Origin of the sequence: Candidatus Methylopumilus turicensis (genome assembly GCF_000953015.1) — a bacterium.
Taxonomy (GTDB): Bacteria; Pseudomonadota; Gammaproteobacteria; order Burkholderiales; family Methylophilaceae; genus Methylopumilus_A; species Methylopumilus_A turicensis.
Genome location: NZ_LN794158.1, coordinates 1,606,404 through 1,626,392, shown reverse-complemented (window position 1 = coordinate 1,626,392; position 19,989 = coordinate 1,606,404). Strand labels below are relative to the sequence as shown.

21 protein-coding genes are annotated in these 19,989 nt (G+C 44.2%); 17 read left to right on the top strand and 4 right to left on the bottom strand.

The window, feature by feature from the left end; genetic code table 11:
* Positions 1-19: 19 nt before the first annotated feature.
* Positions 20-1,264: a glutamyl-tRNA reductase gene (gene hemA, locus BN1209_RS08235; protein ID WP_045752083.1), complete on the bottom strand. Its 1,245-nt coding sequence runs from the start codon at positions 1,262-1,264 to the stop codon at positions 20-22.
* A gap of 132 nt (positions 1,265-1,396) precedes the next feature.
* On the opposite strand from hemA, the gene rpe reads away from it, so the two are divergent.
* The 6 genes from rpe to hemB all read left to right on the top strand — a co-directional run bounded on the left by rpe (position 1,397) and on the right by hemB (position 7,246).
* Positions 1,397-2,104 (top strand): ribulose-phosphate 3-epimerase, encoded by a 708-nt coding sequence (gene rpe / locus BN1209_RS08230; protein ID WP_045751744.1) that lies wholly within the window; start codon positions 1,397-1,399, stop codon positions 2,102-2,104.
* Between the two features lie 155 nt (positions 2,105-2,259).
* Positions 2,260-3,756, top strand: coding sequence for an anthranilate synthase component I (gene trpE, locus BN1209_RS08225; protein ID WP_045751743.1), 1,497 nt, complete (start codon positions 2,260-2,262; stop codon positions 3,754-3,756).
* 3 nt (positions 3,757-3,759) lie between these two features.
* Complete coding sequence (locus tag BN1209_RS08220; protein ID WP_045751742.1) at positions 3,760-4,326, top strand: anthranilate synthase component II; 567 nt, start codon at positions 3,760-3,762, stop codon at positions 4,324-4,326.
* A gap of 3 nt (positions 4,327-4,329) precedes the next feature.
* Complete coding sequence (gene trpD / locus BN1209_RS08215) at positions 4,330-5,364, top strand: anthranilate phosphoribosyltransferase (protein ID WP_045751741.1); 1,035 nt, start codon at positions 4,330-4,332, stop codon at positions 5,362-5,364.
* 42 nt (positions 5,365-5,406) lie between these two features.
* Complete coding sequence (gene trpC, locus BN1209_RS08210) at positions 5,407-6,219, top strand: indole-3-glycerol phosphate synthase TrpC (protein WP_045751740.1); 813 nt, start codon at positions 5,407-5,409, stop codon at positions 6,217-6,219.
* 19 nt (positions 6,220-6,238) lie between these two features.
* Positions 6,239-7,246: a porphobilinogen synthase gene (gene hemB, locus BN1209_RS08205; RefSeq protein WP_045751739.1), complete on the top strand. Its 1,008-nt coding sequence runs from the start codon at positions 6,239-6,241 to the stop codon at positions 7,244-7,246.
* Positions 7,247-7,385: 139 nt separating this feature from the next.
* Here the strand turns inward: hemB and BN1209_RS08200 are convergent, their stop codons facing one another.
* Together BN1209_RS08200 and BN1209_RS08195 are read right to left on the bottom strand one after the other, a co-directional pair.
* Positions 7,386-8,036: a hypothetical protein gene (locus BN1209_RS08200; protein ID WP_045751738.1), complete on the bottom strand. Its 651-nt coding sequence runs from the start codon at positions 8,034-8,036 to the stop codon at positions 7,386-7,388.
* 12 nt (positions 8,037-8,048) lie between these two features.
* On the bottom strand, positions 8,049-10,376 hold the full coding sequence (locus BN1209_RS08195) for a penicillin-binding protein 1A (protein ID WP_045751737.1): 2,328 nt from the start codon (positions 10,374-10,376) through the stop codon (positions 8,049-8,051).
* A 214-nt stretch (positions 10,377-10,590) separates the two neighbouring features.
* On the opposite strand from BN1209_RS08195, the gene BN1209_RS08190 reads away from it, so the two are divergent.
* From BN1209_RS08190 to BN1209_RS08140, 11 genes are all read left to right on the top strand, one after another.
* A complete protein-coding gene (locus BN1209_RS08190) occupies positions 10,591-11,091 on the top strand; it encodes a shikimate kinase (RefSeq protein ID WP_045752082.1) in 501 nt (166 codons plus the stop codon).
* Between the two features lie 12 nt (positions 11,092-11,103).
* A complete protein-coding gene (gene aroB / locus BN1209_RS08185; protein WP_045752081.1) occupies positions 11,104-12,177 on the top strand; it encodes a 3-dehydroquinate synthase in 1,074 nt (357 codons plus the stop codon).
* A 168-nt stretch (positions 12,178-12,345) separates the two neighbouring features.
* Positions 12,346-13,485: a deoxyguanosinetriphosphate triphosphohydrolase gene (locus BN1209_RS08180; protein WP_045751736.1), complete on the top strand. Its 1,140-nt coding sequence runs from the start codon at positions 12,346-12,348 to the stop codon at positions 13,483-13,485.
* Between the two features lie 123 nt (positions 13,486-13,608).
* Positions 13,609-13,983 (top strand): type II toxin-antitoxin system RelE/ParE family toxin, encoded by a 375-nt coding sequence (locus BN1209_RS08175; RefSeq protein WP_045751735.1) that lies wholly within the window; start codon positions 13,609-13,611, stop codon positions 13,981-13,983.
* Positions 13,973-14,296, top strand: a complete 324-nt coding sequence (locus BN1209_RS08170; protein ID WP_045751734.1) for a helix-turn-helix domain-containing protein — start codon at positions 13,973-13,975, stop codon at positions 14,294-14,296. Before BN1209_RS08175 ends, BN1209_RS08170 begins: the two co-directional genes overlap by 11 nt.
* The gene (locus BN1209_RS08165) at positions 14,293-14,541 is read left to right on the top strand and encodes a BrnA antitoxin family protein (RefSeq protein ID WP_045751733.1); all 249 of its coding nucleotides are present in this window, start codon (positions 14,293-14,295) and stop codon (positions 14,539-14,541) included. Before BN1209_RS08170 ends, BN1209_RS08165 begins: the two co-directional genes overlap by 4 nt.
* Positions 14,542-14,763: 222 nt before the next feature.
* Entirely contained in the window at positions 14,764-15,981 is a 1,218-nt protein-coding gene (locus BN1209_RS08160; RefSeq protein WP_045751732.1) for a porin, read from the top strand.
* Positions 15,982-16,056: 75 nt separating this feature from the next.
* Positions 16,057-16,311 (top strand): hypothetical protein, encoded by a 255-nt coding sequence (locus BN1209_RS08155; protein ID WP_045751731.1) that lies wholly within the window; start codon positions 16,057-16,059, stop codon positions 16,309-16,311.
* Positions 16,312-16,370: 59 nt separating this feature from the next.
* Entirely contained in the window at positions 16,371-17,312 is a 942-nt protein-coding gene (locus tag BN1209_RS08150) for an ATP-grasp domain-containing protein (RefSeq protein WP_045751730.1), read from the top strand.
* Entirely contained in the window at positions 17,312-18,250 is a 939-nt protein-coding gene (locus tag BN1209_RS08145) for a hypothetical protein (RefSeq protein WP_045751729.1), read from the top strand. The genes BN1209_RS08150 and BN1209_RS08145 overlap by 1 nt, the downstream gene beginning before the upstream one ends.
* The gene (locus BN1209_RS08140; RefSeq protein WP_045751728.1) at positions 18,234-18,980 is read left to right on the top strand and encodes a class I SAM-dependent methyltransferase; all 747 of its coding nucleotides are present in this window, start codon (positions 18,234-18,236) and stop codon (positions 18,978-18,980) included. Before BN1209_RS08145 ends, BN1209_RS08140 begins: the two co-directional genes overlap by 17 nt.
* A gap of 325 nt (positions 18,981-19,305) precedes the next feature.
* On the opposite strand, the gene BN1209_RS08130 is transcribed toward BN1209_RS08140, so the two are convergent.
* Positions 19,306-19,962 (bottom strand): P-loop NTPase fold protein, encoded by a 657-nt coding sequence (locus BN1209_RS08130; protein ID WP_045751726.1) that lies wholly within the window; start codon positions 19,960-19,962, stop codon positions 19,306-19,308.
* Between the last annotated feature and the right edge of the window lie 27 nt (positions 19,963-19,989).

Below are 19,989 nucleotides of genomic sequence, written 5' to 3'. Positions count from 1 at the left end.
CTGTTTCTTTGTCTAAAGATTAAGTTTTAATTTGGTAAAGTTGACGCAACAGCGTCTCTAGTTGTTCGTGCTCATGCCCTGTGCTGTGGTTGAGCGCATGACTTGGGGCATGTAAAAATTTATTGGTGAGTGCATTGCTCAAGGCCTCAATGACCGCGGCGGGATCTTCGCCTTTTGCCAATAGTTTTTGTGCTTTTTCAAGTTCAGTTAAACGTAAATTTTCTGCCTGATCACGGAGTGCGCGTATGGTTGGCACGGCGTCGCGTGTCTTGAGCCAATGCATAAAGTGTTCAACACGCTCAGTGATAATCACTTCGGCTTCAAGTGCTGCCTCTTGGCGGTTTCCTAAGCCCTCTTGGACCACTTGGGCCAAATCATCGACTGTATATAAATACACATCATCTAATTTTGCGACTTCAGGTTCAATGTCACGCGGCACAGCCAAATCAACCATGAACATTGGGCGGCGTTTACGCGCTTTTACTGCCCGTTCCACCATCCCTAGCCCGACGATGGGTAATTGGCTTGCTGTGCTGGTGATCACAATATCAAATTCATGTAACCGGTCAGGCAATTCGGATAATAAAATGGCTTGGCCATTAAATAATGCTGCCAACTCTTCTCCGCGCTCTAGGGTTCGATTGGCTACAGTGATACTGGCCGGTTTTTGTGCGGTAAAGTGTTCAGCGCAAAGCGTAATCATTTCGCCCGCGCCGATAAACAGGACATGCTTATCTTGCAGATTGCCGAATAAACGTTGGGCTAAACGCACTGACGCAGCAGCCATCGAAAGCGAACTTGCTCCGATGTCTGTGGAAGTGCGCACTTCTTTGGCGACGGCAAAGGTACGCTGAAAAAGTTTGTGCAGAAGGGTGCCAACGGTGCCAGCTGTTTCAGCAATTTTGACGGCTTGTTTCATTTGTCCCAAGATTTGTGGTTCGCCTAGCACCATAGAATCCAAACCAGATGCCACACGAAATGCATGTTTAACAGCCTCGTCGCTCGGCAAGGTGTAAATGTAGGGCTGAATGTTGTCACGATCGAGCTTGTGATATTGCGCAAGCCAAGCAAGCGCTTGTTCTGGGTGTGAGGTGTTGCAGTAAAGCTCAGTGCGGTTGCAGGTCGATAAAATCGCAGCCTCACGCACGCCATGTGAGGTCAAGTCGCGAAGTGCATGGGCTAAGGTTTCATGTTGAAACGCCACGTTTTCGCGAATAGAGATTGGGGCTGTGGTGTGATTGACACCAACCGTGAATAATTGCATTTCGCAATTTTCCAGCATCCGGACTTCTTAAGCAAGAAACATAAGCAATAAAATAGCCGATTAGTCTGTTAATTCATGCCTAAATGCGGTTAAAATAATCGTTTTTACTGCATATAGATTCTTTAAAATATTATGGCTAAACAATTCAGAATTGCTCCAAGTATCCTTTCAGCAAACTTCGCCAAACTAGGTCAAGAAATCACAGACGTGATTACGTCTGGTACTGACCTTGTGCACTTTGACGTGATGGATAACCATTACGTCCCAAACTTAACGATTGGCCCATTGGTTTGTGAGTCTATCCGTGAAATTTCTAAAAATGCGGGTGCGTTGATTGACGTGCATTTGATGGTGAAGCCAGTGGATCGTATCATTCCTGACTTCGCAAAAGCTGGCGCGAACATTATTACTTTCCATCCTGAGGCTTCGGATCATATTGATCGTAGTTTAGCGATGGTGCGTGACTTAGGTTGTAAATCTGGCTTGGTGTTTAACCCAGCGACACCACTTCACTACCTAGACCACGTCATGGACAAAGTGGACATGATTTTGTTGATGTCTGTGAACCCGGGCTTTGGCGGTCAAAAATTCATTCCTGAAACATTAAACAAACTGCGTTTAGCACGTGCAAAAATCGACGCTTACACAGCACAAACCGGTCGCGAGATTTGGTTGGAAGTGGACGGCGGCGTGAACGTAGCGAACATTGCTGAAATTGCCCGTGCTGGTGCGGATACATTTGTAGCGGGTTCAGCGGTGTTTGGTGCAGGTAAAGATACTGATCCTAACCGATACAACTCGATTGTTTCTGAATTGCGCGCCCAATTGGCGACAGTCTAATTTAGACGCATTGCAATGAAAGCACCTCAAATTTATACAAAGCAAACAAGTTGGCGATGGTGGGACTAATTCTGTCATCGCTTGCGACGTTAATGTCGCACTGGATTTAAAAAATGGTGCGTTAGCAACCGCTTGTTAAAAAATTTGAGGCCTTTATGTTAGAAACTATCAATCAATCAGAATTTAATGCGCTAGCTGCTCAAGGCTTTAATCGCATTCCCTTAGTGATCGAGACTTTTGCGGATCTCGACACACCGCTCTCGCTTTACCTCAAGCTTGCTAATGCACCGTTCTCCTATTTGCTTGAATCTGTGCAAGGTGGCGAGCGTTTTGGGCGTTATTCCATCATTGGTTTGCCAGCACGCACGCGTATTGTGGCGAATCGCCGTGATGTGCAGGTGTTGCAAGACAATAAGGTGGTTGAAACCGCTAGCGATGTGAATCCACTAGACTTTGTCCAAAGCTATCAAGCGCGCTTCAAAGTGCCGCCTTATCAAGGCTTGCCTCGCTTTACTGGGGGCTTGGCTGGTTATTTTGGCTACGATACCGTGCGTTATATCGAGCGCCGTTTAGCTGACAAGGTGAAGCCCGATGATGTGAACGTACCTGATGTGTTGCTGATGGTGTCTGAAGAGCTGGCAGTAGTGGACAATTTATCAGGCAAGCTTTACTTCATTGTTTATGCAGATCCGGCTGAACAAGATGCTTATGCAAAAGCAAAGCGTCGTTTAGCTGAGTTGATTCTGCGTTTACGCAAATCAGTTTCAATTCCTGAAGCGCAAGCGCTCAAGCAAGAACAAGCCCAGTCGGATTTCGGCGAGGCTAATTTCAAAGCAGCGGTTGAAAAAGCAAAGCGCTATATTTTTGATGGAGACATCATGCAAGTGGTGTTGTCTCAGCGCATGTCACAACCATTTTATGCGCCACCACTTTCTCTATACCGTGCGCTTCGTAGCTTGAATCCATCGCCTTATATGTTCTATTACGATATGGGTGACCATCATGTCGTCGGCGCATCTCCAGAGATTTTAGTGCGTCTTGAAGACGGCACCGTGACAGCTCGTCCAATTGCGGGTACACGTCCTCGCGGTAAAACACGGGAGCAAGATTTGGCATTGGCAGATGAGTTGTTGGCTGACCCAAAAGAACGCGCAGAACATGTCCAATTAATGGACTTAGGTCGTAATGATGTGGGCCGCGTTGCGCAAACAGGCACAGTAAAAGTCACTGACAATATGATGATTGAGCGTTATTCCCACGTGATGCATATTGTTTCGAATGTGGAAGGCAAGCTCAAACCTGGCATGGATGCGATTGATGTGTTGAAAGCGACGTTTCCCGCCGGTACGGTAAGTGGCGCACCAAAAGTACGTGCTATGGAAATCATTGATGAATTAGAGCCGATTAAACGCGGGATTTATGCTGGCGCTGTGGGATATTTAGGCTTTAATGGTGATATGGACGTGGCGATTGCAATTCGTACTGGCGTGATTAAAAACAATAAGCTTTATGTGCAAGCAGGTGCGGGCATCGTGGCCGACTCTGTGCCTGAAAGTGAATGGATGGAAACGCAAAACAAAGCGCGCGCGGTGTTACGTGCTGCCGAGTTAGTTAATTTGGGCCTAGATACCGGCCTGGAAGGTAAGGAGTAAGCCATGCTATTAATGATTGATAATTACGACTCCTTTACCTATAACCTCGTGCAATATTTGGCTGAACTAGGTCAAGATGTGCAGGTTTACCGTAATGATGAAATTGACTTAGCTAAAATAAAGTCGCTCAATCCCGACCATATTGTGATTTCACCCGGCCCATGTACCCCAAATGAAGCGGGCATTTCTGTGCCATTGATTCATGAGTTTGCAGGCAAAATTCCTTTGCTTGGTGTGTGTTTGGGGCATCAAAGTATCGGCCAAGCTTTTGGTGGTAAAATTGTGCATGCAAAACAATTGATGCACGGTAAAACATCATTGATTCATCATAAAAATATTGGTGTGTTTAAAGACCTGCCTAATCCATATACGGCGACGCGTTATCACTCATTGGTGATTGAGCGTGAAAGCATTCCTGATTGTCTTGAAATTACCGCATGGACGGATGATGGTGAGATTATGGGGGTGCGCCATAAAACGTTAGCGGTTGAAGGTGTGCAATTCCATCCTGAGTCGATTTTGACTGAGTATGGTCATGAGCTACTTAATAACTTTTTGAAGGCCAACTAAGCCATGGCGTTTAAAGACGTTCTTAGTCAATTGCTTGAGCGTCAAGATCTGACGCAAAGCGGGATGTTGGACGTTATGCATCAAGTGATGAGCGGCGAACTGACGCCGGCACAGATTTCAGCTTTTCTCATTGCACTTCGTGCCAAAGGTGAAACGGTCGATGAGATTGCTGCTGCCGCGATGGTGATGCGCGAACTTTCTACCAAAGTCGACATTCAAGATGCTTCCCATTTGATTGATACTTGCGGAACTGGCGGCGATGGAATCCAAACATTTAATGTTTCAACCGTATCCGCTTTTGTAGCGGCAGCGGCAGGCGCGACTGTAGCAAAGCATGGTGGGCGTTCTGTTTCTTCAACTTGCGGTAGTGCAGATGTGCTCGAAGCGCTGGGCGTGAATGTCAACCAAACGCCGGCGCAAGTGGCTGAGTGCGTGAATGCAATTGGTATTGGTTTTATGTTTGCCCCAAATCATCACAGCGCGATGAAATATGCCGCCCCTGTGCGCCGAGAGCTGGGTGTTCGTACTTTGTTTAACTTACTTGGCCCAATGACAAATCCAGCGACAGCGCGTCGTCAGGTCATGGGTGTGTTTGATAAAAGTCTCACTGGTAAGCTTGCGAAAGTCTTACAGCAACTTGGGAGTGAGCATGTGCTGGTGGTTCACGGTGCCGATGGTATGGATGAAATTTCATTCACTGGTGACACCTATGTAGCTGAGCTGAAAAATGGTCAAGTGACCGAGTATGTGATTAATCCTAGCCAATTAGGCTTAGCAATACATCGTCTCAATGACATTCAAATCCAAAACGCAGAAGAATCTAAAGCCATGATCTTGGATGTGTTAAATGGCAAGCCTCGAAATGAAAAATCAAGCGCTGCCAGAGATATCGTGCTCATGAATGCTGGTGCTGCGATTTATGTATCAGGCCAAGCCGAAAATCTGAAAGCTGGCGTTCAAAAAGCGGCTGAAGTGATTGGTTGCGGTGCTGCGCTAGAGAAATTAAAACAGTTAATTGTGCGATCTCATCAAACTTAACTCCATTCGAAGTTAAACCAAATCGAGCCTAAAAAGGTAGTTATGTCAGACATTTTAAATAAAATTTTAGCCACGAAACGTGAGGAAGTTGCCGCCGCTCAAGCAATTAAATCACTCGATGATCTTCGTGTAGAGGCCTACAACGAGCCTGACCCAAGAGATTTCGTCGGCAACATTTTTAATAAAGTGGATGCGAATTTACCTGCGGTCATTGCTGAAATTAAAAAAGCGAGCCCTTCAAAAGGCGTGATTCGTGAAAATTTCAATCCTGCAGAAATCGCTAAATCTTATGAAAAAGGCGGCGCAGCATGTTTGTCAGTATTAACCGATCAACAGTATTTTCAGGGATCACCTGAATACTTGAAACAAGCACGCGCGGCTTGTAAATTGCCTGTGTTACGCAAAGATTTCATGATTGATCCATACCAAGTCTATGAAGCACGTGCGATGGGTGCCGATTGTATTTTGCTGATTGCTGCTGCGCTTGAGTTAGCGCAAATGAAAGAGTTGGAAGAACTTTCGCACGACCTCGGCATGGCCGTGTTGGTGGAAGTGCATGATGCTGACGAGTTGCAATTAGCCTTGCAATTAGAAACGCCGCTCATCGGGATTAACAACCGTAATTTACGCACGTTTGACGTGACATTGCAGACCACGCTAGATTTATTGAAGCTGATGCCGGAAGATCGTTTTGTGGTCACCGAGTCTGGCATTTTCACGCCAGAAGATGTGTCATTGATGATGAACAATCAAGTGAATGCATTCTTGGTCGGTGAAGCGTTTATGCGTCAACCAGACCCGGGCGCTGAGCTTGCTCGCGTGTTTGCATCGCCAGCCTCAGGTTGTTCATCTTAATTGCGCTAGAGGATAAATCATGGCAAAAGATAACCAGCAGTTTTTAGCAATTCGTCCACGTCGTATGCGTAAAGATGAATTTTCACGCCGCTTGATGCGTGAAAACGTGCTGACAACTAATGACCTGATTTATCCAGTTTTTGTGCTTGATGGCGAAAACCGTATTGAAGAAGTGGCTTCAATGCCGGGGGTGAAACGTCAAAGCATAGACCTACTTCTCAAAACTGCTGCTGAGTGTGTATCGCTTGGCATTCCAGCCATTGCTTTATTTCCAGTCGTCCCACAAGCATTCAAAAGTTTAGATGCCAAAGAGGCCTTTAATCCAAATGGACTCGTCCCGCGCACCGTTAAAGCATTAAAAGCCGCTTTCCCAGATTTGGGCGTGATTACGGATGTTGCTTTAGACCCTTACACCACTCATGGCCAAGATGGGTTGATTGATGATACTGGGTATGTGCTCAATGATGAAACGGTTGAAGTGCTCGTTAAACAAGCGCTTTGCCATGCCGAAGCTGGTGCTGATGTAGTAGCGCCATCTGACATGATGGATGGCCGCATTGGTGCCATTCGCGATGCGCTTGAAGAACATGGTTTTATCTATACTCGTATTTTGGCTTACTCAGCGAAATATGCGTCAGCCTTTTATGGCCCTTTCCGTGATGCAGTTGGTTCATCCGCCAATTTAGGCAAAGGCAATAAATACAATTACCAAATGGATCCAGCTAATTCAGACGAGGCCATTAAAGAGGTGGCTTTGGACATTGAAGAAGGTGCCGACATGGTGATGGTTAAGCCTGGTATGCCCTATTTGGATATCGTTCGCCGGGTTAAAGAAGAGTTCGGCGTGCCGACTTATGCTTATCACGTGAGTGGCGAATACGCCATGCTCAAGGCGGCAGCACAAAATGGTTGGCTTGATGAAAAAGCGTGTGTGATGGAAGCGATGCTTGGCTTTAAGCGCGCTGGCGCTGATGGTGTGTTGACCTATTATGCGATGGACATCGCTCGATGGTTATCCGCTAATTAGATATTCTTTTCTTACCATATTCTCAGTAAAAATCTTCCATGTCACCCCGCACTTGATGCGGGGTCCATTTTAAATGATTTTGAAATTCAACATGGATGCCGGATCAAGTCCGGCATGACGATCCACTATTCTGTGCTGGTTAACTATTTTGGTTTAATAAAATCCTGAGTCCTTCAGCATCTACTCGATCTGCATTTCCGCCATTCACCACGCTTTTCGTTGAAAAGCGAATATCGTCAAACTCAAACACGCTGAGCTTAATAAAGCCATTGGGTCCTTCAAGCGTGAACATGGGCACTTTCAAGCGCTCACTATTTTTACCGCTCGTTTTTTTATCACCAGATTTTCTATCTCTTACGCGGTAAGACTTGTCGTTGCTGTCGTAAGGAATTTGCTGGTTGAGCAAAAAAATTTCAACATCTTTTGCACTATCTGCGAATAAGTGAATGTTGGTTTCAGCGTATTGCCCGGCGGTGCCATCGAGCACGCTGCCTGTTAAGTGAGGGTTAAAGCGCGCAAAGATTTGCATGGTAGCCAGCGCATCTTGACGCAGTATACGCAAGGCCTCTGGTTGATCATCGCTATTGTATATCTCATGAAAAAGCCGAATCTCTTCTTCAATTTCAGCATTCGATGGCAAACAGTTGGCATCCACCACGCCTAGCTGGCGTCCGGCTTTTTTCTTTGCATAGCCGTAATCCGAAACGCCATCTTCGGCCATCATGCGAGCCGCTTGCTGCGCTACTAATTGGCGCAATTGTGACTGTCGTCCGCCGTTATCTTTTGCCATGATCACTACTCACTAATACAGCGCGTTGGTGTCGGTCGCATCTGTCGCAATTGCGCTTGCGCCAGTGCTCCCTTTTTCTGGCGGTGGGTATTCTTGATAGAAGTACTCATAAAATCCACTTTCATCTTCATGTGCACGATTGCCAGTTTTTAAATTAATTCGAATCGAAGCAACACCATCAGGGGGATTGATATAGTTATCTGCAACCCCTCTTAAAGCCAAGCTCATATATTTAATCCAAATAGGCAGTGCTGCTGAACCACCGGTTTCAGATCCCCCTAGTGATTGCGGTTTGTCATAGCCCATCCACACCACAGCGACTTGTTTAGGATTAAAGCCAGCAAACCAAGTGTCAATATGATTATTGGTCGTTCCTGTTTTACCCGCCAAGTCACTTCGGCCAAGTTGTCGCGCTTTTGCCGCCGTGCCAATTTGTGTGACGTCATGCATCATGGAGGTCATCAAAAAAGCATTCCGCTCATCGATCACCCGCTCGGCGGTGTTGCCAGCCTCGACGAATTTTGTTTCTTCGATGATCTTCCCTTTACTATCTTCAATTCGACTAATTAAGAAAGGGTTGACGCGATAACCGCCATTGGCAAATACGGCATAGGCTTGGGCCATTTGCCATGGCGTCACCGAGCCTGCGCCAAGTGCCATGGTTAAATAAGCAGGATGATCTTTTGCTGAAAAGCCAAAGCGCGTGATGTAATCTTGCGCATATTCAACCCCAATCGAATTGAGCACGCGGATCGACACCATGTTTTTAGATTTGGTAAGTGCCGTTCTTAAGCGCATTGGGCCTTCATATTTTCCATCGAAGTTGTGCGGCTCCCAACTACTGCCGCTACCTGTGAAACTAGCAGGAAAAGAAATCGGCGCATCATCAATCACACTCGCCGGTGTAAAGCCTTTTTCTAATGCCGCAGAATAAATAAATGGTTTAAAACTAGAGCCTGGTTGACGCCAAGCTTGGGTGACATGGTTGAATTTATTACGGTTAAAGTCAAAGCCCCCTACTAGTGCTCGCACAGCGCCATTTTTAGGGTCAAGTGAAACAAATGCAGACTCGACTTGAGGGAGTTGTGTGATTCTCCAACGCTCTCCATCTTTAGCAACACGCACAATTGAGCCCACTTTGATTTTAATTTTTTCGCTGACTTTGGGGTCATGCAAGGCGCGATTCACCAGTGCTAATCCTTCAGCTTCAATTTGCACATCCTCGCCACTACTGGTGTGAATGCGTACTGATTTGTCAGTGATTTTAGTCACAATTGCAGGAGACAATCCGCCAAATGTCTCAAGTGAATCGATGGCTTTTTCCATCGTTTGATTCGCGTTATCGCCGCTTAATTCACTTGGCGCAACGTAGCCTTCAGGGCCCCGATATCCATGGCGTAAATCGTATTCCATGATGCCTTGCGCAATGGCGGTATTGGCCGCTTCTTGGTCAGCTTTAATGATGGTCGTATAAACCTTCAAGCCACTACTATAAATCTGGTCTTGGTAACGCTCATACATGGTTTGACGCACAATTTCACCCACATAATCAGCGGCAAGATCGCGTGATTGTTGTGAGGTTTTAAATCGTAGCGGCTCTTTGAGTGCGGCTTGATAAGTCGCTTCATCAATAAAGCCACCACGACGCATATCACGTAACACTTCATGTTGACGCTTAATCGCCCGCTTGGGATGTGTAAATGGATTGTAGCTGGTTGGGGCTTTTGGAAGCCCTGCTAATAACGCAGTTTCGGCAAGATTGAGCTTATTGAGTGGTTTGCCATAATACACTTGCGCAGCTGCCGCAAAGCCATAGGCACGCTGGCCTAGGTAAATTTGATTAATATAAAGCTCTAAGATTTTGTCTTTAGGCAAGCTGTGTTCAATTTTAATCGCCAGCATGGCCTCATTGAGTTTGCGTTTGAGACTTCGCTCGCTCGATAAGAAAAAGTTACGCGCCACTTGCATGGTGATGGTACTTGCGCCTTCTTTTGAGCCCCCAGTTACATTGTTCATCGCTGCACGCAGAATGCCCTTAGTATCAATGCCGCCATGTTGATAAAAGCGTCTGTCTTCAATCGCAATAACGGCAGATTTCATGTTCAGCGGGACATTGCTAATGTCCACAAATGCCCGACGCTCTTCGCCATACTCAGCCAATAAAAAACCATCTTCTGAATAAACGCGCAATGGTAGTTTTGGTTGGTAATTAGTAAGGGCTTCTAAGGAAGGCAAATCTGGATAAATCAGCGCGGCAGCCAGTCCCACCATCAAGGCCACCACAGTCAGTAGCGCCAAGAAAGACATCACCAAAAACAACCACCAATTTTTTAGGAACATAGATAAAAGAGAGCTTGAAGTATCAAAAAAGTCATTATATGTGGCTTAAGTTACAAACTAAAAAATAATTTTAAAGCGAGGTCTGTTGGTGTCGAAAAAAAGCAATATCTGACAATCTATTAAGATTCCCTTAAAATGCTATTCATATAAGTGATGGGCATTTTGATTGCCTGAATGGATTGCTAAATTGCCTAAAATATTTTTTGTCGGCTTGATGGGTGCGGGGAAAACCACGGTTGGCCGGTTTCTCGCTAAAAATCTCGAATTAGACTTTTACGATACCGATCAAGAAATTGAAAAGCGAACTGGCGTTCGGGTCCCGATTATATTTGAAATGGAAGGTGAGGCGGGTTTTCGCAAGCGCGAAGTTGGCATGATTGATGAGCTTACCCAGCTTGATAACATCGTGCTAGCCACAGGCGGTGGGGCCGTGTTGTCTGCTGAAAACCGTCAGAATCTTGGGAGTCGTGGGATAGTGATTTATTTGCGTGCAAGTGTGCATGACCTATATTTGCGCACGCGCTTTGATCGCAATCGCCCGCTTTTACAAAACACCAATGCCCAAGCCAAACTTGAGCAATTGTTTAATGAACGTGATCCGTTTTATCGTGAAATTGCCCACCATATTGTCGACACCGGCAATCAGCCCGTGATTAATATCGTGGAAAAAATCCAAGCGTTACTCGGCTACTCAACCTCGGAGCCTCAAATTTAAATGGCATCAACTATGCAAACGCTAGAAGTCTCATTGGGTGATCGCAGTTATCCAATTCATATTGGCCAACATTTATTAAGCCAAGCGGAATTGATTCTGCCGCATCTTAAGCGTAAACAGGTCGCGATTGTCAGCAATACCACGGTTGCACCTTTATATATGGCGCAATTGGCTGAGCCACTCCGTATGGCTGGTGTTAAGGTGATTGAGATTATCTTGCCGGATGGCGAAGCTTATAAAAATACTGAAACCCTTAACCTTATATATGACGCGCTTTTGCAAAACCGTTGCGAGCGAAGCACCACACTGATCGCGCTGGGCGGTGGAGTGATAGGCGATATGACAGGCTATGCCGCCGCAACCTATTTGCGCGGTGTGCCTTTTATACAAATTCCCACCACTTTGCTCTCGCAAGTGGATTCCTCTGTGGGTGGCAAAACAGGCATCAACCATCCGCTGGGTAAAAACATGATCGGTGCGTTTTATCAGCCGCAGTTGGTGTTGGCTGATACCGAAACGCTTAAAACACTCCCAGCAAGAGAGCTTTCAGCTGGCGTGGCAGAGGTCATTAAATATGGCCTGATTCGCGATGTTAAGTTTTTTGATTGGCTAGAATCTAATATAGTTAAGTTAATGGCCTTGGATACAGCAGTCACTTCAGAAGCCATTTATCGCTCATGCCAAAATAAAGCGGACGTTGTTGCGGCGGACGAACATGAAACGGGCGAGCGTGCCACGCTTAATTTAGGCCATACCTTTGGTCATGCCGTTGAAAACGCGATGGGCTATGGCGTGTGGTTGCACGGCGAAGCGGTAGCCGCTGGCACCATAATGGCGGCAGATTTATCAAAACGCCTCGGCTGGCTAAATGATGCTGAAGTGGCGCGTATCTCAAAAATTTTCAAGGCGGCTAATTTGCCAATCGAAGCACCAAAATTAGGGGTCGATAAATATATCGATTTAATGGGGCTAGATAAAAAAGTGGTGGATGGAAAAATCCGCCTCGTCCTGCAACAAGGCATTGGCAAGTCTGTGGTGACAAGTGACTACCCAGCTGAAGCGCTTCGTCAAACATTGAGCCTTTAGGAATCTAAAATCTAGACCCCGCATCAAACCGCAAGGGTCTTGTCCGTGTAATATATCTGTTAAAACAGATTATTCACACGCCAAAGTGCGGGGTGACACACCGTTTTTGTTTTGCTGTCATGCCGCACTTGATGCGGCATCCAAATTATCTGTAATTAAAGGCAACAAATGACAACACTCGCAAGTTACGCCGCTAATCCTGCCCAATCGCGTGGCAGAAAATTTCAAGAGTCCGATCCGCAAGGACGCAATCAATTTCAGCGCGACCGCGACCGTATCATTCATTCCAGTGCATTTCGTCGTTTGGAATACAAAACCCAAGTCTTTGTGAACCACGAAGGCGATTTATTCCGCACACGTCTCACCCACAGTCTTGAAGTTGCCCAAATCGGCCGCGCCATTGCCCGCAATTTAAACTTACATGAAGACTTGGTTGAAGGCATCGCCTTGGCGCATGATTTAGGCCACACGCCTTTCGGCCATGCAGGCCAGGATGCCCTCAATGAATGCATGCGCGACTTTGGTGGCTTTGAGCACAATCTTCAATCGCTCCGTGTGGTGGATTTGCTAGAACAACGCTATGCCGAGTTTGATGGCTTGAATCTTACCTTTGAACTTCGTGAAGGCATTCTCAAACATTGTTCTTTGAATAACGCAAAGTTGCTAGGCGATGTGGGCGAGCGCTTTATTAATAAAGAACAACCATCTTTAGAAGCGCAGCTTACTAATCTGGCTGATGAGATTGCTTACAACAACCACGATGTGGACGATGGTTTGCGTTCGGGGCTCATTACTTTAGAACAATTAGAACAAGTCACCTTGTTTGCAGACAACCTGAATAAGGTACGCACTCAATATCCAGAACTCACTGGTCGCAGACTCATTCATGAAACCGTGCGCCGCATGATTAATGCGCTGGTGGTCGATTTGTGTGCGCAAAGCAATACTAATATTGCCAATGCCGCGCCAAAGACAGTTGATGATGTGCGTAGCAATGCCATGCTGATTAGCTTTAGCCCAGCCATGCGTGAACAACAAACCGAACTCAAACGCTTTTTGCGCACAAATTTATATCAGCACTACCGCGTCAATCGCATGACCTCAAAAGCACAACGCATCGTGCGCGATTTGTTTCAGATCTTTATGCAAGATGTAAAACTCATGCCTGATGAGTTTCAGCAGAGAGCAAAGCCAGATAGTCAAACTGACCAAGCCCGCGCAGTTGCTGATTATATTGCTGGCATGACAGACCGCTACGCCATAAGAGAATATCAGCGATTATTTACGGTATCGGATCGTGAATTATAAATAGTGACCATTTTTGTTAACAGAAGCCGCTTATGCGGCTTTTTTTATGCCGCTCTTTGGTGAGATGTTGTACTAATTACAAAGAATTAAAATTTACATCTATATCACCTAGTGGCATAATTTATGAGAATTATCAAGACGCGGCATTTTGATCGATGGGCAAAAAAGCTAGGGTTAACCGATGCGGCATTAGTGAATGCAGTAGTTGAAATTAACAATGGTCTTGTGGATGCCAATTTAGGCGGCTCCTTAGTTAAAAAGCGAGTGGCGGTTAATGGGAAAGGGAAGCGCGCAGGAGCAAGAACGATTGTTGCGACAAACTTTGGCGAATCTTGTTACTTTATATATGGCTTTGAGAAAAGCGCTCAGGCAAACATTAGTCCCTCGGAGTTGGAGGCATTGAAAGCGCTTGCTACAGATTTGTTGGCGATATCGGAACAGAACTTAGATGCGCTATTGGCAGAAGAAAGAATGATGGAGGTAAAAAGTGAAGGCTAAACAAGAGGCAAAAAGTGGAATTCTCGAAGCGGTCTATGAGTCAGCGCAAGACTTGTACGATATTGGCTTTATCAATAAAGCCAGAATGCAAACCTATCAGGCCCTGTGTCTTGAGCCCATCAGGGCATATGACAATCAAGAAATACGTGCCCTACGAGACCGCTACAAACTTAGCCAAAGTGCGCTCGCTATTGTACTGAATACCAGCGCATCAGCTGTCAGAAAGTGGGAAATTGGGGATAAGCACCCAAGTGGGCCATCGTTAAAGCTATTAAATATCCTGGACCGTAAAGGATTGCAGGCCTTGATATGAAAAAGGAATACAACCTAACCAAAGCCAAACGTGGCAGTGTTGTTAGCGCGCGAGGTAAAACACGCATCACTATTTATTTAGATGACGCAGTCTTGGCTAAATTTCGTGAGCAAGCAGAAAGCCAAGGCAAGGGTTATCAAACACTGATCAATGAGGTATTGCTTCAAGCCAGTACTCAAAACACAACGCCAGTCACCGAAGAAAGTCTGCGTAAAATCTTGCGGGAAGAGCTACGCGTAGCATAAATTGCCGCGCCAGCTAGTGAACCATTAAGCGAACACCATAGCGCTAAGTGCTGATTTATCAGGATTTCCATCAATTTTGTTGTAAAAAAACAACAAAAAATCCTTAGTTGTCAAAAAACATACAACTTTACTTGCTAACCTTGCTTTTGGTTTGGCATACTCTCAACACCTTCATGGGGTAAATACGCCTTCATGAGGAAACAAAAATTTTAGGAGAAATATATGAACAAGAAATTAGGTTTAGCAGTTGCTGGTGCTTTAGTAGCATTCTCATCTGCAGCTAACGCTGGTATCACAATCCCAGCTGGTGATTGGACTGTTGACATCGGTGGTAACGTTAACGCGTTCTACACAAATACACGCTTTTCAGGTGACGTGATCGGAAGCGAATCAACATCATTTGGTACAAAAAACAGCATCTCGACAGGTCTTTTGCCATCAGCATTAGGCATTGGGGCTAAAACACGTCAGAATGATTTGGACATTGCGTTTCAATTCACATTCTTCACTGGTATTAATGCTGGTAGCGTAAATGGTTCACCTTTAGCTTCATCTACTGGCTCATCACAAGGTGCTTCAACAGCAGGTGGTGGTAACTCATTGAACATTCGTCAGGCTTACATGACTGTTGGTGATGCCTCATGGGGTACTATCAAAATGGGTCGTGATCTAGGCGTGTTCGGTTCTGATGCAATTCTTTCAGACATGACATTGTTAGGCGTTGGTAACGGTGCAGGCGGTCAAGGTTCTTCAACACTTGGTCGTATCGGTTCTGGTTATGTTTATGCCGACTGGATTGGTCAGTTTCAATATCAATCTCCAAACTTCAACGGTTTGCAATTCACTGTAGCCGCTCGTGAGAATTTAAATAATTTAGTAACTACTGTAAACGCCAAAACTCAACTTGGTTTTGACGGTAAAGTAACTTACGACTTCGCTGCGAACGATGTTACTGGTCGCGTATGGTTGGGTGGATTGAGCCAGAAGCATCAAGACGGTTTTGATGGCGCGTACACATCAAAAGCTGTTGAAGTTGGTGCTAAAGTTGCATATGCAGGTGCTGGATTAGTTGGTTACTACTATGATGGCGAAGGTCTTGACGGTCAATTAGGTCAATTTACAGGTACTGGCTCAGCACTTGGTGGCTTGCAGTTCTTAAATGGTTTTAAATCTAAAGATAGCGGTGGTTACGTTCAAGCTACATATGCGATCCCAGGTGTAGGCACTAAATTGGGTGCTTCATGGGGCACAAGCAAATCTTCATACAACGGTTCTACTACTGAGAATGAATCATACATCGTTGGTGCTTATCATCCACTCACTAAGAGCTTGAATTTAGTAGCTGAATACACTGATGCTGAACTTAAAGCTTCTAATGCAGAAGAGAACTTGAAAGCTAAGGCTAAGACAGTTTCACTTGGCGCGATTTTATTCTTCTAGGATTTATTTCTTAGTTTGATAAAGCTTAACGGCACCTTCGGGTGCCGTTTTTAGTTTTTGGATAAGAAAGAGAATATGTATAAATTATTATTCGTTGCTCTAGTATTTTTAGGTGGATGTGCACAATTGCAGCATGGAGCAATCCAGCCAGTAGTTTTGAAAGATGCTAAAAATAGTATTTATTTCACAACTTGTGCGGGTGCTGTTGAAGATTGGCCTAGTTGTTATGACAAAGCTTCGGCAACTTGTAACGGAAAGTATGATGTGATTACAAGAGAAGATAATAATCGCGGCACTAAGCGCGAACTAACTTTTCAATGTAAGAAATAAATTACTCAATATTTTTTGTTATATTAGGTCTTGAGTATCAATAGAGGCATCTTGCATTTATGTCAAAACTAAAAAAAGTAGTGATTGTTGTTCATCGTGATGAAAGTGCAAATGATTTTCACGAGATTGCAAGAAGGGTCAGAAATTTAGATTCTAGTATTGGCGTCGCAACGATTTCCGAGCTTTTGACTTCAAAGATGGTTCCGCCAGAGTTTCTTCAACTCCCATTGCTGGTCATTTATTTGTGTAATCCACCTAAAATTGAATTTAATATTGCGGCCAAGCTTGCTGTTAAAGAAATGAGTAAAATTGATGAATATGAGCATTTTAAGAAACATAATATTCCTTGCTTGCCAATAGAGCGTTTTAAGTTTGGGATGGAGCTTGACCCGAAGGTTTACGGGGCTTTGGTAGTGCTGAAGCCGGAGAACATTACCTCTACGGGTGCAAGTGTAAATATGGTCCCTACTGAGTTGCTCCCAACTATCAATATTGAGGACTTCCCTGAGGACCATTTGATTCACAAAGATAGCTACCTGGTTCAGAATTTTGTTAAAACGGGGAAATTTCCAACACATTACAGAGTGTTAGTTTTTCTAGGTGAAATTCTATATTCAGTTAAATCGACTCAAAAATCCGCGTACCCAACACAATTAGTTGATATTAAGGAGTTGCTGAAAAATTCTGTCGCGTCTAATTTAACTGGACATAGAACTGCAACTTTAACTATTGACAAGAGAGTGAATGAATTTGCATTGAATGTTTCAAATGCCTTCCTTGAACATCCATTACTTGGTATTGATATTATTAAAGACGAGCAATCAGATGCACTTTATGTACTGGAAGTTAATCTGGGCGGAAATACTTGGGCATTCTCTTCTAAACTCTCGCATTTATTTAGAGAGGCTATGGGGGGAAGAAATGCGATGGTTCGCCAATACAACGCTTGGGATAGGGCTGCAGAAGCCTTAGTCAGAAAAACCCACGAGCTGGCGAGTTAGTGTTGGCGAATCTAAAAAAAGCCGTGATTGTCGTTTATCGCGAAGAAAATGCAGAAGACTTTCAGCAAATCGCTAGGCGAGTTAAAAGACTTGACTCATCTTTGGGCGTAGCTATGGTTCCTGAATTTCTAACCTCCAAAATGGTGCCTCCGGAATTTCTTCAGTTGCCTTTACTCGTCATCTACCTATGTAATCCGCCTGAAACAGAGTTTGCAATAGCTGCTAAAATTGCAGTTAAAGAAATGAGCAAAATTGAAGAGTATGAACATTTCAAACGAAATAATCTCCCATGTTTACCAATTGAGCGTTTTAGATGGGGAATGGAATTAGACCCAAAGATTTATGGTGATTGGGTGGTATTAAAGCCAGAGCATATTCAATCCACTGGTAAAGATGTGAATATGGTGTCGACTAAGCTTATCCCCACCCTCACAATCCAAAATTTTCCCGAAGAACATCTGATACGTCAAGATAGTTATTTGGTTCAGAATTTTATTAAATGTGGTGAAACCCCCACACATTTCCGAGTTACCGTTTTCCTGAATGAAGTTCTCTTTAGTTCTAGAGCTCGCTCCAAACTTTCTTATCCCAAGACTGATTCCAGTTTAATGTTAAACACAACAGTCGCTTCTAACATGCGAGAGAACCGCTCAACACAGCTGTTTCAAGATGAAGAAATCAACAATTTTGCAAGAATGGTTGCCAATGCTTTCCCTCAAAATCCATTGCTTGGCATTGATATTTTGAAAGACGATTTAACTGGGAAACTTTATGTTTTAGAAGTAAACCTTGGCGGAAATACATGGCATTTTTCGTCTCTCATTGGTGAGGGATATCGGTTTGATCTTGGTGGAAGAAATGCTATGGTTCGTCAATACAATGCTTGGGATAAAGCGGCTTCAGCTTTAGTACGAAAGACGCATGAGCTCGCAAAATAAATTCACAACTTGGAAAGATAGGTTTCAAAATACGCAAAATGACTATTTTCAAATAGGCTTTGAGTGCCCTGAAGTTAGACGTGCCGAGTTCTTTAATTTGCGTGAAATGGACAAAAAAGAATTTAAGAAGATACTAGAGTTTCCAGCAGATGGAATGATGCTGAATGATTTGTATCCAGAGGCACATATAGATAGGGCAGAGCTAATGGAAGCTGATTTCTCAGCATACCAAAAACATCCAATTATTACCGATTTCTTTTTCAACAAAATCGAGCGTAATGGTTATGATGCAATCATGTCTATTACCCCTATTCATCATGCCTCAGACGATGAGCAGAGAAACTATTTAAGTGCCGCTTATGAATGCCTATCGGCTAATGGATTGTTAGTCGTGGGCGAGGTTTTTAGCGGCTCAAAGGTTGCAAAATTTTTAGATCAGTTTGTGAACGAATTTTCTATAAATGGACATCGTGGTAATTATCCAAATCTAAGCTTCAAGGATGAATTTGAGGCGGCTGGATTCCATGATGTTGAAGCTAAGGTCATGAGTTGTCCTTGGGTTTTCCAAGATGAAGATCAAATGATGATCTTTGTTACTAAGCTTCTTGGCTTAAAAGCTATTAGTAGGGATTTTCTATTATGTAATCTTAAAAAATGGCTTGGAGTTTTTGAAGATGACAATAAATTTTATCTTGATTGGGAGCTGATGTACTTTAAGGGTGTGAAATAAATTGAATCGAAAAGTATTTAGTTCCAAACAGTAGCTCTTGATATCCCGCATAAATACTCAATGCGCATACACGAGATAACAACAATTAAACCTATCAAGACACTAACACCTTCGGCGGCTCGCATTAATGCGTTAAAACAGACTAAAGACAGGGCTGCGGATGCTTTAACTGCTGAACGGACAAGGCAGAAACAGGCTAAGGCAACAGAACGAGTACAGAAAGCACAGCAGGCACTAGCGAAAGCTAGATTAAATTAAATGAATAAAGCTCACATTATGAAGTGGGCTTTATTGTTTACAAGAGTCGTTTTAACACGTCTTTTAATTACGCGGCTTTTTCTAAATCATTAGCCACAATACGCTGCGCTGTATATAAAATTTCTCTAGCATCACCTTTACACAAAGCAATTGCATCAAGTAATTCTTTGTCTGAGCGTGTTACACCATAGTCCGCTAAAATCTGTTTAACTTTGGGCAACCAAGCCTTGTCTGCTGCTGCATTAAAATCCACACGCACACAACGACTAAGCACCCCCTTATCAATTGCTGATAAATTGTTGGTAGTGAGAACAAAAACGCTGTTAGGAAAATTCATTACTTGTTTAAGCGACAACATCACTTCTGGCTTTAATCTGTCCACTTCATCTAATACAAAGTAATGTTGTGATGCGCTGAACGGATATAGGCAAGCCTGCTGTTCAATCTTGTTCATTACCTTTACACCATCATTGCCACTGCCAATTGCGCTGTAGTGATAGTTTGAACTGTTGCCTGTTTTGTTCATTTCAATCGCGTCGGGTATTAGCTTGGCCAATTCACTTTTGCCAGTACCCCAAACCCCGTAAAGCAAGATGCCACATTTAGTTGATGGGAACGGCACTTTGCCATCAACAATATCCATAATTTGTTGCTGTTCGTTTTTGCTCTTAAACACAATGTCGCCAATTGTTTTAGGCGAATACTTCTTTGTAAAGTCTTCCATTATTTTTTCTCCAAAAAAATGGGCAAT